The sequence below is a fragment of the Vulgatibacter sp. genome (assembly GCF_041687135.1).
In the GTDB taxonomy this organism is placed as follows: domain Bacteria; phylum Myxococcota; class Myxococcia; order Myxococcales; family Vulgatibacteraceae; genus JAWLCN01.
On the sequence record NZ_JAWLCN010000001.1, the window covers coordinates 657,807 to 674,189 of the forward strand.

Sequence of the window (16,383 nt, forward strand, 5' to 3'; positions counted from 1 at the left end):
GGGCCTGGCTGCTTCGTTGACGGCGCTTGCCGGTTGGCATACGTGGGCCGGATGGAGATCTACCGCTCGATCGCAGAGGCCCACGGCAACCTGCCGAACAGCGCCGTGGCGATCGGCAATTTCGACGGCGTCCACCTCGGCCACCGGCGTCTGCTCGACACCGCGAAGGCGCTCGCCCGCGCCGCGGGGAGCAAGGCGGCGCTGCTCACCTTCGAGCCCCATCCGGCGTCGGTGCTCTCGCCGCACTTCGCGCCGGCACGGATCGCCTCGGTGCCCCGCAAGCTCCAGCTCCTCGAGGAGGCCGGCCTCGACGCGGTGGTCCTCCAGCCCTTCGACAAGGCCTACGCCGGCAGCACCGCCGAGGATTTCGTCGGCAGGGATCTGGTGCAGGGGCTCCAGGCCGCCGACGTGGTGGTCGGCCACGACTTCACCTTCGGCAAGGGGCGGTCGGGCAACGTGGCCATGCTCGCGGCGCTCGCCGGCGAGGCGGCCCGGGTCCACACCGTGCCGGCGGTGACGGTCGACGGCCTGGTGGTCTCGTCGTCGAAGATCCGAGAATTCGTCCTCGAGGGGCGGGTGAGCCAGGCCTGGCGGCTGCTCGGGCGGCCCTTCCTCCTCGACGGCACGGTGGTGCCGGGGCGGGGCAGGGGCCGGACCATCGGCATCCCCACCGCCAACGTGGCCCCCGATACCGAGCTCCAGCCTGCGAGCGGCGTCTACGCGGTGGTGGCTGCGGTGGAGGGGCTGCCCGGGGTGATCGGCGGCGCCGCCAACGTCGGCGTGAAGCCGACCTTCGGCACCGAGGAGCGGACCGTGGAGGTCCATCTCTTCGACGTGAGCGCCGACATCTACGGCAGGCGGGTCGCCGTGGGCTTCCTCGAGCGGCTGCGCGGCGAGCACCGCTTCGCCGGGCCCGCGGAGCTGGTGGCGCAGATCCACAAGGACATCGAGGCCGCCCGCTCCATCGTGGAGCGGCAGGGGGCGCTTCGATTCGGCCCGGTGCCGGCGCCCTGAGCGTGTCGCAGCGGCGGCTACTCAGGGTGTGGCAGGGCGGGCCCACGTCCGCCCACAGGGACGCGCAAATTGCGGTCAATCCAGCGGTTTTCGCCCCTGCCGACAAGTTGACCCCACCCCATTGCCCCAGTATCCTGCCCGCGACTTTGCACTCGGGGGGAACCGTCCGCGCGCAGCCCGAAGGGGGAAGGCTGCTTGCTGCCGGTTCACGAACACAGGGGTACGTCCACCATGTCGGGACGGTTGGGTGAGCTGCTCGTTCGCGAGAATCTGATCTCGCTGCAGCAGCTGCAGAAGGCGCAGGACGAGGCACGCAAGTCGGGACAGCGCATCGGTTCGGCGCTGATCAAGAGCGGGGTCATCGAGGAGACCAAGCTCACCGAGTTCCTCAGCCGCCAGTACGGCGTGCCGGCGATCAATCTCAAGGATTTCGAGATCGAGGACGAGGTCCTCCGGCTCGTTCCGCGCGAAGTCTGCGAGAAATACCAGCTCATCCCCGTCAACCGCGCCGGCGCCTCGCTCATCGTGGCGATGGCCGATCCGTCGAACATCTTCGCGGTCGACGACCTCAAATTCCTCACCAGCTACAACATCGAGGCGGTGGTCGCTTCCGAGGTCGCCATCCGTGAGGCGATCGAGAAGTGCTACGGCCAGCCGATGCCGTCCTACGAGGACGTGCTCGGGGATTTCGACGAGAGCGAGATCTCGGTCGAGTACGGGCACGACGACGACATCGTCGACCTGGAGAAGGCCGCCGACGAAGCGCCGGTGGTGCGCCTCGTCAACCTGATCCTCCTCGACGCGATCAAGAAGGGCGCCTCCGATATCCACGTCGAGCCCTACGAGAAGAGCTTCCGGGTCCGGTACCGCGTCGACGGCGTGCTCTACGAGGTGATGAAGCCGCCGATGAAGCTCAAGAACGCGATCATCTCGCGTCTCAAGATCATGTCGGAGCTCGACATCGCCGAGCGGCGCCTGCCGCAGGACGGCCGCATCAAGCTGAAGCTGGGCAAGGGCAAGGAGATGGACTTCCGTGTCTCCGTCTGCCCCACGCTCTTCGGCGAGAAGGTCGTGCTCCGTCTGCTCGACAAGTCGAACCTGCAGCTCGACATGACCAAGCTCGGCTTCGAGGAGCAGCAGCTGCAGTGGTTCAACGAGGCGATCGCCAGGCCCTACGGCATGTGCCTCGTCACCGGCCCCACCGGTTCGGGTAAGACCACCACGCTCTACTCGGCCCTCGGCAAGCTCAACGAGACCTCCGACAACATCTCCACCGCGGAAGACCCGGTCGAATTCAACTTCTTCGGCATCAACCAGGTGCAGATGCACGAAGAGATCGGCCTCAACTTCGCCGCGGCGTTGCGCTCCTTCCTCCGCCAGGATCCCGACATCATCATGGTCGGTGAGATTCGAGACTTCGAGACGGCGGAGATCGCGGTCAAGGCGGCGCTCACCGGCCACCTCGTGCTCTCGACCCTCCACACCAACGACGCCCCGGGGACGGTCTCCCGTCTGCTCAACATGGGCATCGAGCCCTTCCTCGTGACCTCGTCGGTCAACGTGATCGTCGCCCAGCGTCTGGCCCGCAGGCTCTGCCAGAACTGCAAGAAGCCGGCGGAGATCGGCGACCAGGCGCTGCTCGACATCGGCGTGCCGGCGGAGGAGATCGGGTCCTTCACCGTCTACGAGCCGGGCGGCTGCGATACCTGCAACGGCCGCGGCTACAAGGGCCGTGTCGCTCTGTACGAGGTGATGCCGTTCTGGGACGGGCTCAAGGAGCTCGTGATCAACGGCGCCTCCACCGCGGAGCTCAAGCAGGAGGCGATCCGCCTCGGCATGCTCACGCTGCGCATGGCCGGCATCAACAAGCTCAAGTCGGGCATGACGTCGATCGAAGAGGTCGTCGGCAACACCGCTCCCGACCGGTTCTGATTTCCCGGGGTCCCTAGATGGCCAATCTGCACCAGCTTCTGAAGGCGATGGTCGAGAAGGGCGCTTCCGACCTCCACATCACCACCGGCTCGCCGCCGCAGCTGCGCATCGACGGCAAGCTCGTGCCGCTGAAGACGACGCCGCTGACGCCGGTGGAGACCAAGCAGCTCTGCTACTCGATCCTCACCGATGCACAGAAGCATCGGTTCGAGGAGGAGAACGAGCTCGATCTCTCCTTCGGCGTGAAGGCGCTGTCGCGCTTCCGCGCCAACGTCTTCATGCAGCGCGGCGCGGTGGCGGGCGCGTTCCGGACGATCCCCTTCAAGATCCTCTCGTTCGCCGAGTTGGGGCTGCCGCCGGTGGTCTCGACCTTCGCCGAGAAGCCGCGCGGGCTCGTACTGATCACCGGGCCGACGGGCTCCGGGAAGTCGACCACGCTCGCGTCGATCATCGACAAGATCAACACCGACCGGCACGACCACATCATCACGATCGAGGATCCGATCGAGTACCTGCATCCGCACAAGAACTGCCTCGTGAACCAGCGCGAGGTGGGGGCGGATACGGCGTCGTTCAAGAAGGCGCTCAAGTACATCCTGCGCCAGGATCCCGACGTGGTGCTGGTCGGCGAGATGCGCGACCAGGAGACGGTGGAGGCGGCGCTGACCATTGCCGAGACCGGTCATCTCGCCTTCGCGACGCTGCACACCAACTCCTGTGTGCAGACCATCAACCGCATCCTCGACATCTTCCCGCCCTTCCAGCAGGACCAGGTGCGAGCGCAGCTATCGTTCACGCTCGAGGGTGTCGTGACCCAGAACCTGCTGCCCAGGGCCGGCGGGCCGGGCCGCGTGCTCGCGCTCGAGATCATGGTGCCCAACCCCGCGATCCGGAATCTGATCCGCGAGGACAAGCTGCACCAGGTCTACAGCCAGATGCAGGTGGGCCAGAACAAGTTCCAGATGCAGACCTTCAACCAGTCCCTGGCGGCGCTGGTGCAGAAGCGCCTCATCACCATGGACGAGGCGATGGGGCGGTCGTCCGACCAGGACGAGCTGCGGAACATCCTGAGCCAGGCGGCGATGGGTGCGCGGACCGGGGCGGTGCGGACCACCTGATCCGCTCGCTTCCTCGACAGTTTTTGAACCTTTGATAGATTGCCGGGGCATCCCGGAGGTGGCGAGATGGCCGGTCCCGCAGCGTCGACGACGACCAAGCAGGCGCCCAAGAAGCAGGCGCCGAAGCTCCCGACCTACAAATGGACGGCCAAGACCCGCACCGGCGAGGAAAAGGCCGGCGAGATGGAGGCCGCGGACGTCGACGCGGTCAATGCACGGTTGCGCCAGATGGGCATGCAGCCGGTGCAGGTGAAGAAGAAGCCGGTCGAGATCCACATCAAGATCCCGGGGATCGGCGGGCCGACGAAGAAGGACCTCGTCATCTTCACCCGGCAGTTCTCGACGATGATCGATGCGGGTCTGCCGATCGTGCAGGCGCTCGATATCCTCGCGAACCAGATGGACAACCTGGAGTTCCGGGCGGTCCTGAAGGACGTGAAGGAGCGGGTCGAGACGGGGTCGACGTTTGCGGATTCGCTCAGCCATCACCCGAAGGTCTTCGACACACTGTATGTGCAGCTGGTTCGGGCGGGCGAGCTCGGCGGTATTCTCGATACGATCTTGAATCGGCTCGCGGTCTACATCGAGAAGGCCGAGAAGCTGAAGAGCAAGGTCAAGGGGGCGATGGTCTACCCGTCGATCGTCTTGATCGTCGCGGTTGGCTGCGTCGCCATCCTCCTGCTCTACGTCACGCCTGTCTTCGAGAAGATGTTCAAGGACTTCGGCGGCACGATGCCGGGGCCGACCCAGATCGTCATCGACATGTCGCACTTCCTACAGGACACCATCCTGTACATCGTCGGCGGCATCGTGGTCTTCGCGGTGGCTCTCGCGCGAGCGCTACGGACAGAAAAGGGGAAGGAAGCGTTCGACCGGTTCATTCTCCAGGTTCCGGTCATTGGCAACGTGCTGCGGAAGGTTGCGGTTGCTCGATTCACGCGCACCCTCGGCACCATGCTCTCTTCGGGCGTGCCCATTCTCGACTCGCTCGAAGTGACGGCTCGAACCGCGGGCAACTTCGTGGTCGAGAAGGCCGTACGCTACACCCGAGACCGTATCTCCGAAGGCAAGACCATCGCCGTGCCGCTGGCTGAAACCAACGTGTTTCCGCCGATGGTGGTGCAGATGATCGGCGTCGGCGAGGCGACTGGCGCGATGGACGCCATGCTCAACAAGATCGCCGACTTCTACGATGAAGAAGTCGATGCCGCTGTTGCAGCACTCACGGCGATGATCGAGCCCTTTTTGATGGTGTTCCTCGGCGGAATCGTCGGCTTCTTCCTCATCGCGATGTACATGCCGATCTTCACCATGGCTGAGGGCATCAAGTAGCCCACCTGCAGAGGATCGACGTGCTCGACGCGAACGCCGCGCTTCCTGCGGTGGCAGGAGAAGCCACCGCAGAGGGCGGCGCCCATCATCTCGACGGGGAACAGGCCGAGCTGCATCGCCGCCTGCTCTGGCTGGCTGCGTTTCGTGTCGCGGCGGTGACGGTGCTCGTGGGCACCACCGCCGTCATCACCTTCAAGGGTGGCGAGCCGCTCGGCGGGCGCAGCACCATCTCGCTCTCCAGCCTCGCCGTCGGCACCAACCTCCTGCAGATCGGCGTCGTCCTGCTGCTTCGGCTCAAGCGGCGGCTGCGGGAGCTGGCGCTGGTGCAGATCGTTGGCGACGTCGCCTTCGCGGCCGCGCTCGTCTACCTCACCGGCGGCGCCGAGTCCCTCTTCACCTTCCTCTACCTGCTCGCCGTGGTGAACGGCGGCATCCTGCTCGCGCGGCAGGGGGCGTGGTTCGCCGCGAGCGCGGCCTTCTTCGCGCACATCACCCTGGTGCTGGTGATGCAGTTCGGCTGGATCGCTCCCGCCGAGGGAAACGTCACGGCGCTCGGCTGGGCCGACCTCTACCAGGTGATTTTCACCCACGGCGCCGCCTTTGGCCTCACCGCCGTCGTAGCGTCGTACGTCGCTGGCCAGCTCGAGCGGGCGGGGGCCCGGGCCGAGGTGGCAGAGGAGAGCCTGAGCAAGCTCGGGGCGCTGCACGACGCGATCGTTCGCTCGATCTCGTCGGGCATCGTGACCACCGACGAGGACCACGGGGTCAGCTTCATCAACCGGGCAGGCGAGGACATCCTCGGAACCCGCTTCGAGACCCTGCGCGGCGAGCCGCTCGACCGCATCTTTCCGGTGCTCGGGACGGCGCTGGGCCGCGCGCGAGATACGCTGCAGCGCCTCGAGTGCACCTGGCAGCGGCCCGACGGCTCCACCCGGGTACTGGGCTTCACCATCAACCCGCTGATCGACGGAGAGGGGCGACGCCTCGGTACCTCCGCCGTTTTCCAGGACCTGACCCCCTTTCGCGACCTCGAAGCGCGGGCTGCCCGATCGGAGCGACTGGCGACGGTGGGTGAGCTCTCCGCGGGTCTCGCCCACGAGCTGCGGAATCCGCTCGCCTCGATGTCCGGCTCGATCGAGATGCTCGCAGCGAGCAGGACCCAGGGCGAGGAGGACCAGCGCCTCTTCGACATCGTGCTGCGGGAAGCCGATCGCTTGAACAGCCTGGTCACCGACTTCCTGGCCTTCGCGCGCCCCGCAGCGCCCGAGGCCCGCGACCTCTCCCTGCCGGAGCTGCTCGGCGAGGTGATGCACGTCTTCTCCGCCGATCCGCGGCTGGCGCGCTTTCGCCTCGAGAGCGAGATCGCCGATGCCCACGCCCGCATCGATCCGGCGCAGATCAAGCAGGTCCTCTGGAACCTGCTCCTCAACGCGGCGCAGGCCTCCGGGACGGATGGCACCCTCGTGCTCCGCTGCGGGCCGGGGCAGAGCGCTGGCACGGCCTTCATCGCCGTGCAGGACGCCGGTTGCGGCATCGAGCCCGAGCTCCTCGCGCGCATCTTCGACCCCTTCTTCACCACCAAGGCGCAGGGCACCGGCCTGGGGCTCGCGACCGTGCACCGCATCGTCGAGTCCCACGGGGGGCAGATCGAGGTGCAAAGCACCCCGGGCGTCGGCACCTGCTTCACCCTGGTCCTGCCCGCGCCTGCGGAGGAGAGCTGATGGCCCGGATCCTGGTCGTCGACGACGAACGATCGATGCGCGAGATGCTCGAGATCCTGCTGCGCAAGGCGGGCCACTCGGTGGTGCTCGAGGAGGACGGGCCGTCTGCGTGCGCCCGGGTCGCGGAGGAGGAGTTCGACCTCGTCGTCTCCGACCTGCGCATCGGCAGGCACTCCGGCATCGAGGTCCTCGAACGCACCAAAGCCGTGTGGCCGCACACCGAGGTGGTGATCATCACCGCCTTCGCTGCCACCGAGAACGCGGTGCAGGCGATGAAGCTCGGCGCCTATGACTACGTGATCAAGCCGTTCAAGGTGGACGAGCTGCTCGTCGTCGTCGGCAAGGCGCTCGAGAAGCGCGCCATCGTCCGGGAGAACGTGTCGCTCAAGCTGCAGCTCGGCGAGCGGACGCGGGTCGGCGGCCTGCTGGGCAAGAGTGTGGCGATGCGGGAGCTCTTCTCGCTCGTCACGCGGGTCGCCGCGGCGCGGACCACGGTGCTCGTCACCGGCGAGAGCGGCGTCGGCAAGGAGCTCGTCGCCAGGGCGATCCACGAGCGGAGCCCGCGGGCCGAGAAGGAGTTCGTCGCCGTCAACTGCGGCGCGATCCCCGAGGGGCTGATCGAGAGCGAGCTCTTCGGCCACGAGCGCGGCGCATTCACCGGCGCCAACCACGCCAAGCCCGGCCTCTTCGAGGTGGCGCACGGCGGCACGCTCTTCCTCGACGAAATCGGAGAGCTACCGCTGCAGGTGCAGGTGAAACTGCTGCGGGCCTTGCAGCAGCGCACCATCCGTAGCGTGGGCGGCGTCAAGGACGTCGAGGTCGACGTGCGCATCGTCGCCGCCACCAACCGTGACCTGGCGGAAGAGGTGAGGGCGGGGCGGTTCCGCGAGGATCTCTTCTACCGGTTGAACGTCATTGGCCTGAAGGTGCCACCGCTGCGCGAGCGCCGGGAGGACGTGCTGCTTCTCGCCGAGCACTTCCTGCGCCGCTTCGGCGAAGAGCAGGGGCGGGAACTCCACCTCTCGCGCGAGGCGCAGGCCGCCTTGCTCGACTATGACTTCCCGGGAAATGTGCGCGAACTCGAGAACCTGATGGAGCGGGCGGCGACGCTCTCCGAGCAGGGGCTCATCGATCCCGACGTCTATCCGGCGCAGGTTCGGGGCCGCGAGGGCTCCGCCGCGTCGGTGGCGGCGCCGATGGCAGGGGAGGGGATCCCGCCGCAGTTCGACCTGCAGGCGTGGCTCGACGCCTGCGAGCGGCAGATGCTCGAGAAGGCCCTGGCGCAGACCGGCGGAAACAAGACCGAAGCCGCCCGGGTCCTGGGGATCACCTTCCGCAGCATCCGCTATCGCCTCGCCAAGCTGCAGATGGAGACGCCGCAGGGCTCCACCGAGGCGGAGCCGAACTAGGGGATTGGATCCGCAGGGACGAGCGTCGTCGCGGCGGTGGGGGCGCAGTTCTCGTCCTGGTTGCGCGGCGGCCGGATTCGGGGTGTCGGGGCTGCTGCGTTCGGCTGCTCGGCGGCGGCCCGCGCGCTCAGAGGCGCGGTGCCGCTGCGCTGCGCCACCGTGACCTCGAGCATCACGAAGGGTACCTCGGTTCGCAGCGCCTCGAAGTCACCGGCGACCAGAGCGGCGTGATCCGAGAAGCCGAGTCGCACCGCTTCCTGGAGCTCTTGCAGTGCGGGCTCCGGCTCGTCGAGCTGCGCCAGGGCGCGGGCATGCTCGAAGCGCCCGAGCGCATCTTCGGGGTGGGCTGCGACGAATCGCGCGAACAGCGCCTCCGCTGCCCGGGAATCCCCCTGTGCACCCCGGAGCAGCCCGAGGTTGTAGAGCGCCTTCGGATGGGTTTCGTCCGCCTCCAAGGCTCGCAGGAAAGCAACGGCAGCTCCCTCGAAATCGCCGGCGCGGGCCCGCTCGAGGCCCGCATCGGCGTCCCGATCGGCTGCGTTCCCGCACCCGACGAGCAGCAGCACGGCGATCAGCCCGCGGAAGGCGCCGTTCATCAGAACGTCTCCCGCCAGGAGACGACGCGCGGCAGCACAGCTGTGGTGGGAGCGAAGGAGTTGGCGTTCGGTCCCTGGCCATCGCTGTTCGTAATGCCCTGCTGCATTGGGCCGTCCTCGCCCGCGACGTAGATATTGCCGTCGGCGGCGACAGGGGCGGACGGCGGCTGCTCGCCAGCATAGAGCGTGATGCTGTAGCGGTTGCCGTTGGCTTCGAACCCGTCGCACTCGCTGCAGGCGGTATCGTTGGTCACGTCGAGGCACCAGAGGCGCGCGACGCCCTCCTTCGAGCACTGGTCACCGGGCGGCGACCAGGTGGTGTAGATGATCCAGTCATCGCCGTTCGACTGCCGGGAGAAGATCGGGGCGCCGAGAAGGCGCGGCTTCTGGCCCTGGTCGTTGTCGTTGACCGTCCACCAGCTATTCGCGCCGCAGACGATAGCCGAACCCGAAGGGCAGGTGGATGAACCCGTGTCGGTGAAGATGCGGGCGTCGATGTCCCAGTAGTTGCCGTTGTTGCGCTGCTGGTCCGGATCGTCCCCGCTGTTCACGCCGCTGCCGAGGACGGTCATCACCCGGTCCCGGAAGGTATCGGTCGAGCGGGGCGGGACACCGAAGGCGGTCGGATGGGTGGCGAGGATGCGCTGGCCCGCCATCGAGCTCACGAGACAGAGATCGGTGCCGTTGCGGTGGCCGATGCTGGCAAGCGTCGTGCTCGTATCGCCGAAATAGATGCGGGCCAACCCACCATCCCAGCCGGCCACGTAGGCGGCGTCGATCAAGCCATTCATGTCGCTGTCGACGGCAGGAATATCGGCGACGGCAGCCTTCTGGTTGTCGAAGGTGAAGGACTTCAACACCTCGCCGTTCGCAACGTCGAGGACCCACGAGTAGGCACCCTCGGCACCCTGTCCGATGCCGTCGCCGTGGTCCGGGTAGGCGCCGTCGTAGTTCAAATTCAGCCAGCCAAACGACTTCTTGGTGCCGTGGAGGACCGACCCCTTGTTGCTGGTGGTGATCGAAGAGCAGGTCCCACCACCGCCGGTGCTGTATTTGGGGCAGTTGTGATGGTCAGTGTTGTAACCGCTTCCCATCATCGTGAGCCACTTGGGCACGCCGTCGAAGTTGACCAGGCCGATGAACGGGAGCGACCAGCTCTTGCCCATGGCCACCGAGCTGGTGGAGGTGGGCTGGTAGGTGAATTCCCACAGCGCCTGCATCGGCTTGCCCTGATCGGTGCGTGAGCAGGCCATCGTTCCGTCGGAATTGCGGAATGGCGCCATCGGATCCGTGACGTCCAGGGTCACGTACCAGGAGCCGCCCCAGCCCTGGCCACAGTGGAGGAGCGTGCGCCAGCCACAGTAGGCCTTGTGCTGCTCGGAGGCGCTGAGCTGCCAGGGCCACTTCCAGTTGGTCTCGTCGCAGGTGGTGAACGAGGTGTCGATCTGGACGTCGGTGAAGCGGCAGGAGAGATCCTGTGAGTAGAAGCGCTGCCGGCCGCCTTCGACAGCCACCAGCGTCTTCGCCAGCATGTTCGCCGGCAGGTACGCCCAGGCCTCGTCGCCCGGGCGGTAGCGCGGGGTGCCGCCGCAGTTGTCGCCGAGCGGCGGGTCACCGGCGTAAACGTCGTTGCCGGCGTGGAAGGCATGGATCATGCCGTCGTTCGCGCCCACGTAGATCATCTCCGGGCGCTTCTTGAACATCTGCTTGAAATAGGGATAGGCGCGATCACGGTAATAGCGTTCGGGGGCTTCAACCACCGCCGTGGACGAATGGTAGATGTCACCGAGGTCCCAGTCGCGGATCGCTCCCTCACCGTGCAGCCACTTGAGGATCTTGGCGAGCTGGAGGTTGGTGGGGCTTTGCAGGGTGCTGCTGGTCACCGATTCCGGCAGGCCGGTGGGCAGCTCGCTGCTGTCCATGGCGTCAGACACCCGAGGCACGTAGGCCTCCCACGCCGTGCGCAGGGCCTGCACCGAACTCGAGGATCCGAGGTAGGCCTCCAGCGTCGAGAGGCCCAGCAGGTTCAGCGAGCCCCAATTGGTGTGGTCGCTGGTGGGGACGTAGCTATCGAGGTTGAGCCGTTGGGTGCTGGTGATCGGGATGGTGACCGCGCCCTCATTGCCCGTGGTGGGCGTGCGCTTGGTCCCCATGACGCCGGTGTAGATGTGGCGGCTCGCCATGCCGTACGTGTTGCGCTTCGGGCGTTGGGTGAGAATCTCGCCGGCCTCGAAGATGCAAGCCTGGTTCTTCGAGCCGCTGAACGTCCGGTCGGTCGAGGTGATGTCGCAGGAGTCCAGCACCGTGTCGTTGTTGTAGGTGAGAAACTCCCACTGGTTGCTGTTGGGCGTCTTCTCCTTGAAGAGCCGCAGTGCGTACAGGCGCCCCTTGGTCTTGCTGAGGTGCTTGACCTTGTCGTTGTTGGGCAGCGTGGTCTCGACGAAGCTGTCGCTGACGAGTTGGAAACCGCCCCAGGTCATGTAGTTGCTTGCGATGCGATCGATCTCGGTGCCCTCGAGGTGCACCGTTGCAATGATCGGATCGGCGCCCGAGTAGCGGGTCACCGTGTCGGTGGTGCAGCCCTCGCGGAACACGCTGTACAGGTAATCCGCTCCGGCGCGCACCGGCAGCGCGACGAGCGCCGCGAGCAGCAGGGGAAGGGATCGCTCGGTGATTCTGAAGCCCATCGCTTGCTCCTGCCTCAGTTGAAAATAAGGCTGATGTCGGAAACGACCGGAATGGTCGAGCTGCCGCCGAGCGGTCCCGTCGACTTCTGGCCCTGCTCGGTCGGCCCGCCGCCGCCGCCGGGGCTTGCCTCGACCAGCGCGTGGAGATTCGCCCGGCCGACGACGTTGCCGCCGCTCATCACCTGCCCGCGGATCAGGACCAGGGTGGTGTCGGCGATCGCCGGCTGATTCGGGTCGCGAAGCACCTGGTAACGGGGCTGCAGCACCTCGTTGCGAGGGCCGCGCACCTCCGGGAGCCACTGCCAAGCGTCAACGCCCGCCCCATCGTTGCCGATGTAGAAGCCGTTCGCAGCAGGCGTGGCGGGCTGCTGGAGCCCCATGAAGTGGTGCACGCCCGCTTCCGCGGCGGTGAGCGCCTGGCGACGCATCAGGCGGGAGGTCGCGGTGCCCTCTTCACCGATGCTCGACATCACCGCGGTGGCGCCGACGATCGCCAGCACCACCAAGATGAGCATGCCGATGAGGAGGCTGAATCCTCGCTCGTTCTTCGGGAGCATCGTGCGTCTCCTAGCCATCCACGAGGAAGCGGGAGAGCGGCTTGATCTCGACGATGGTCTCGAACGAGTAGAGCTGCGCCGTCCCGTTGGCGGGGTTGTTGTCCAAGTCGAAGCCATCCCGCACGTTCGCCCGCTCACGGGGAGCGGCTACCTTGAAGGCGACGCGGACGGTCCGAATGCGGTTGCGATCGAGAAGGTAGCGGAGCTGCGAGGTGGCGTCGGTGGGCGACAAATTCGCGCTCGGCGTGCCCTCGACCGGCGTATTGACAATCGGGCTGGTCACGGCCGTCGTTGTCTCCAGTCCGACCACCTGCGCGGTATAGCCCGACGGCATGTAGGGCGGGGCGTTCGGCGCATCGTTCGGGTAGCCCGCAGGAACCGCACGCGAGAAAAGGTTGACCGGTGGGGTCAGGAACCAGTCGCCAGCGGTGGTGTTCCGGCTCACAAGGGCCGCGGCGCCGTTGAACTCGCCGCTCCTGGTGAGCAGCTGGTACATGAACAGCGAATAGTCGTAACGGTGGTCGATGTCCGCGGGATCCGCCGGGTTGAACCGCATTGCATCGTCGAGGACCACGTTGTCCAGCAGCACGGCCACCGTGGTGGGCACCGCGGCGCCTGCCAGCGTGAAGCCGAAGGGATTGGTCACCCGCTCGATCCGGCCCAGCACCGCGTTCCGGTTGTTGCCGACCGCCTTCGGATCGGCCCAGCCCTCGTAGGGGACGAAGCGAAAGGTGACGGCGTTCTCGGGATCGTCCGTGAAGGCCTTCGTGGGGGCGGGCGGCGTGTCGTCCGAGGTGAAGCGGCTGCCGTCGCCTGCATCCACCCAGGCATTGCGCGCGATGCTCACCCGCCAGGGATGCGGGTCGAGGACAGCCGCACAGTTCCAGACCGTGGGCGTGAAGGTCGTTGCGCCCAGGCAGGAGCCCGACAGCCTGCCGAACGAGTCGCCGGCGGTGCGGATGTCGCGGGCCATCACCTCGAGTGCCACGCGGGCGGCGCCGACCACTTCGTCGGCTTCCTGCTGGCGGGCGGAGGCGCTCTGGACGCCGTTGAGCGCGACGAAGCCCCCCATGACCACGAGGAGGGAGATCGCGCCTGCAATCATCAGCTCGAGCAGCGTGAAGCCGCTCGGCCTGCTGCGGCGGTTGGTTCTCACGTGGCTGCCCCCGCGTGCAGGATGTCGCTGATTGACCAGGAGACCCACCTGCCATCCGCGCCGCGCCAGAGCACACGAATCCGTGCCTCAGCCGAGTTGATCGGGATGCCGATGCGGTTGTTCCCTCGGGCATCCTGAATACCCGCCACGTTGAGCTCGTAGCAGACGAGATAGGTCTGCCCCTCCCGCTGGAAGGGGAAGGGACCGTAGTCGTACGTGAAGCCGTCGTTCAACGTGGCCGGCTGGCATGCCGCGGTCGCCGAGGGCGCCGCTGGTGCAACCTCGTGCGGCAGCACGTCGAACTTCCAAGCGTCAGCCGCCACGTAGGCCGGGTTGCTCTCCGCCATCGCGTCGAACCGAATCTCCGTTCGCAGGCGCTCCAACACCTCGGTCGCCAGCTGTTGCGCCGTGGTCTGTTTGCGCGCTTCCGTGCCCCGATCGATCGAGATCTTGAGCATCGGCAGCGTCGCCGCCACGCCGACCGCCAGCACCGCCATCGCGACCATCACCTCGATGAGCGAGAAGCCTCGTGCCTTCATTTGCATGCCCACCTGGTGCCGGTCGCGATCGGCCGGTAGATCTGCGAGCGGCCTGAGACGTTCCGGATGCCCACCGCCACCGTGTTCTCCCGGGTCGGATTGCGAGCCGAGGTAAAGGAGATAGTCGCACCCTGGCTCCCTGCGACGGTCGCCACCTCGCCGCTAGGAAAGACCCGAACAACGTTCGCGAGTGTAGCCGCGTCGGGGGCGCCGGCGCACATCGAGCAATTGGGGAGGGCCTGCAGCCCGGCGGTCTGCTCCTCCGCGCAGCGGATGTCGTTCGCGGTGCCGCCGGTGCCGAGCGTAATGCCTGGGTACTCGTCGAGGCACAGCCGGTCGTAGACGGTCGCCGTGCCGCCAGCCAACGGGACGTCCTGCAGCGTGATGCTGGGGCTGCAGCCCGCCGCACCGTCAGCGCTCACCCGCAGCTCGACCGGCCGATTCAGTCGCGCCGCGAGCGCCGACGCCTCTCGGCTCTTCTGCAGCGTCCACCTCGCCACGGCACGCGCCCGCCACCCGGGCAGGGTTGCATCGATGCGCCACACGGTGACGCCGGCAAGTATGCCGGCGATTGCGACCGCCAGCATGAGCTCGATCAGCGTGAATCCTCGTCGAGATCGCATTTTCGTTCGCTTAAGCAGATTTCGTGCCACCAAACGAGTGATTCAGCGGTCGTTCTGGCCTTCGTTCCTCCGCACCATCTAGCACCGGATCGCAAAAAATGCGTACGGGCATCCGCTTCAGCCTCGGGCGACGTAGCGCGAGTCGGTACCGAAAACCCAGCGGAGGAAAAAGCCTTGGCGACAACGACCTCAAGTGCTTCCCGAGCCCGGCTCTTCAGACGATGCGGTTACACGGGGCGGCACGATGTAAGCCTCGGCTGCTGACACAACGGCCTAGCTGCGTACGTCTTCATCTTGAAAAGGCGTAGCGCCAAAGACGGGAGTGTAGTGTCCCGACGTAGTCAAGACAGTGGCGCAGGTGGAGATGGGTTCGGTTGAACGCCATGTCTCCAGGCTCCTACACCGCGTGAGCAGCTCCTTCTCCTGCTCGAGCTCTGCCTCGCGAGCCCTCTTGCTCGAGCCCCGCTCGATCATCTTCTCGATCCCCGCAAGCGCCTCGTCGCGCCAGCTCTCGATCGTGGAGGGGTATACGCCGTACCTCATGGCCAGCGGGTCGACCGAAGCCTTGCCCGCGAGCAACTGCAGGACGGCTTCGCGCCGATCCTCTGCGCCTCTGCGACCGGGCCTGCCCCGACGGACATCAGGGGAGTTGGAGGTGGTGTCGAGCTCGGTGCCCGTCTCGGGCGCCGAGGAGGGGGAGGATGCTTCGTGCTTCTTTTGCTTGCGCCTCATGCGCCTATCTCTACCCGCTCCGCCGGAGGATCAGCGAGTCCGAGGCTGTCAACCTGGACGGCGGGAACGCCGTAGCAGCTTCCGGTGGAGCGGGTCCTAATCTAAGCGAAGCTGCGACCAGAGTAGGAGTTCAGGGCGATATAACGACCTCGGCACGCCGAACTCTAGCCGAGGTCTCGCTTGGCGAAGATGGTGCCGGCGACCGTCAGCAGAACGAGACCGTAGGCGGCTGCATACGCCATCCCCAGCAGCACGCTATCGGTCAGAATCGCCTGTCCATGGACCAGTCTCCCGAGCGGGTCCAGCAGACTGAAGTCGGGTAGCATGCGGTAGAGAATCTCACCGATCCCGCGCATCACCGGCGATTCGCTCTGACCCATGAAATAGCGGAGGTCGGACGAGAGATAGCCCGCAACCGTCACGCCGATCGTCCCAATTAGTGCCACGGTCGAGGAGACGAAGGTGGAAAGCGCCACGGCGATCGTAGCAACCAAGCCAAGTCGAATGAGCAGCATTACCCAGGTGAGTGCGTAGTCGCCCCACGAGAATAGCCTCCCGCCCTCCTCAAGGTCGGCGTAAACGGCGATAGCAACGGTGGCAGCAGCCATCATTAGCGAGGCATTCAGCCAAGTGGTCACGAGGACCCCGGCGAACTTACCGGCGATGTAGGTCGAGCGCTCAATCGGCTTGGCCAGCACTGGAAACACCAGGCGGCGGTCGACTTCGCGGCTGATGGCGGTGATGCCTAGCAGGGTGGCGGTAACCACGCCGGCGAAGGTCACGCTACTGAGCGACATGTCGGTCACGATGCGCAGGCGGTAGCCGAGCGTGAGGTTTGAAAGCACGACGGAGAGCGCCACCAGGCCGAAGCTGAAAGCAACCAGCCCGTAAAGGATTCGATCGCGGAGGGCTTCAGCCAACGTGACGGAGGCCAGTGATGCGATGCCAACCAATCGCTGATTCATCG

14 protein-coding genes are annotated in these 16,383 nt (G+C 66.4%); 6 read left to right on the plus strand and 8 right to left on the minus strand.

Annotated elements, in window-relative coordinates; translation table 11 throughout:
* Positions 1–51 precede the first annotated feature (51 nt).
* The 6 genes from ACESMR_RS03020 to ACESMR_RS03045 all read left to right on the plus strand — a co-directional run bounded on the left by ACESMR_RS03020 (position 52) and on the right by ACESMR_RS03045 (position 8,526).
* Positions 52–1,014, plus strand: a complete 963-nt coding sequence (locus ACESMR_RS03020) for a bifunctional riboflavin kinase/FAD synthetase (RefSeq protein WP_373044930.1) — start codon at positions 52–54, stop codon at positions 1,012–1,014.
* A 231-nt stretch (positions 1,015–1,245) separates the two neighbouring features.
* Positions 1,246–2,946, plus strand: a complete 1,701-nt coding sequence (pilB, locus tag ACESMR_RS03025) for a type IV-A pilus assembly ATPase PilB (RefSeq protein WP_373044932.1) — start codon at positions 1,246–1,248, stop codon at positions 2,944–2,946.
* Positions 2,947–2,963: 17 nt separating this feature from the next.
* Positions 2,964–4,064, plus strand: coding sequence for a type IV pilus twitching motility protein PilT (locus tag ACESMR_RS03030; RefSeq protein ID WP_373044933.1), 1,101 nt, complete (start codon positions 2,964–2,966; stop codon positions 4,062–4,064).
* A gap of 66 nt (positions 4,065–4,130) precedes the next feature.
* The gene (locus tag ACESMR_RS03035) at positions 4,131–5,396 is read left to right on the plus strand and encodes a type II secretion system F family protein (protein WP_373044935.1); all 1,266 of its coding nucleotides are present in this window, start codon (positions 4,131–4,133) and stop codon (positions 5,394–5,396) included.
* Between the two features lie 20 nt (positions 5,397–5,416).
* A complete protein-coding gene (locus tag ACESMR_RS03040; RefSeq protein ID WP_373044937.1) occupies positions 5,417–7,117 on the plus strand; it encodes a two-component system sensor histidine kinase NtrB in 1,701 nt (566 codons plus the stop codon).
* Positions 7,117–8,526, plus strand: a complete 1,410-nt coding sequence (locus ACESMR_RS03045; protein WP_373044938.1) for a sigma-54-dependent transcriptional regulator — start codon at positions 7,117–7,119, stop codon at positions 8,524–8,526. The genes ACESMR_RS03040 and ACESMR_RS03045 overlap by 1 nt, the downstream gene beginning before the upstream one ends.
* Here the strand turns inward: ACESMR_RS03045 and ACESMR_RS03050 are convergent.
* The 8 genes from ACESMR_RS03050 to ACESMR_RS03085 form a co-directional block, all read right to left on the minus strand.
* Entirely contained in the window at positions 8,523–9,122 is a 600-nt protein-coding gene (locus ACESMR_RS03050) for a tetratricopeptide repeat protein (protein WP_373044939.1), read from the minus strand. The two genes, ACESMR_RS03045 and ACESMR_RS03050, sit on opposite strands and share 4 nt — an antisense overlap.
* Positions 9,122–11,809, minus strand: a complete 2,688-nt coding sequence (locus ACESMR_RS03055) for a hypothetical protein (RefSeq protein ID WP_373044941.1) — start codon at positions 11,807–11,809, stop codon at positions 9,122–9,124. Before ACESMR_RS03055 ends, ACESMR_RS03050 begins: the two co-directional genes overlap by 1 nt.
* A gap of 14 nt (positions 11,810–11,823) precedes the next feature.
* Positions 11,824–12,366: a hypothetical protein gene (locus tag ACESMR_RS03060; protein ID WP_373044943.1), complete on the minus strand. Its 543-nt coding sequence runs from the start codon at positions 12,364–12,366 to the stop codon at positions 11,824–11,826.
* Positions 12,367–12,376: 10 nt separating this feature from the next.
* A complete protein-coding gene (locus ACESMR_RS03065) occupies positions 12,377–13,570 on the minus strand; it encodes a type II secretion system protein J (RefSeq protein ID WP_373044944.1) in 1,194 nt (397 codons plus the stop codon).
* On the minus strand, positions 13,519–14,061 hold the full coding sequence (locus tag ACESMR_RS03070) for a prepilin-type N-terminal cleavage/methylation domain-containing protein (protein WP_373044946.1): 543 nt from the start codon (positions 14,059–14,061) through the stop codon (positions 13,519–13,521). The genes ACESMR_RS03065 and ACESMR_RS03070 overlap by 52 nt, the downstream gene beginning before the upstream one ends.
* Positions 14,058–14,714, minus strand: a complete 657-nt coding sequence (locus ACESMR_RS03075; protein WP_373044948.1) for a Tfp pilus assembly protein FimT/FimU — start codon at positions 14,712–14,714, stop codon at positions 14,058–14,060. Before ACESMR_RS03075 ends, ACESMR_RS03070 begins: the two co-directional genes overlap by 4 nt.
* Positions 14,715–14,957: 243 nt before the next feature.
* Positions 14,958–15,416 carry a transposase gene (locus ACESMR_RS03080; RefSeq protein WP_373044950.1) on the minus strand — a complete coding sequence of 153 codons (459 nt, stop codon included), beginning with the start codon at positions 15,414–15,416 and terminating at the stop codon, positions 14,958–14,960.
* 164 nt (positions 15,417–15,580) lie between these two features.
* Positions 15,581–16,381, minus strand: coding sequence for an ABC transporter permease (locus ACESMR_RS03085; RefSeq protein WP_373044951.1), 801 nt, complete (start codon positions 16,379–16,381; stop codon positions 15,581–15,583).
* Positions 16,382–16,383: the final 2 nt, after the last annotated feature.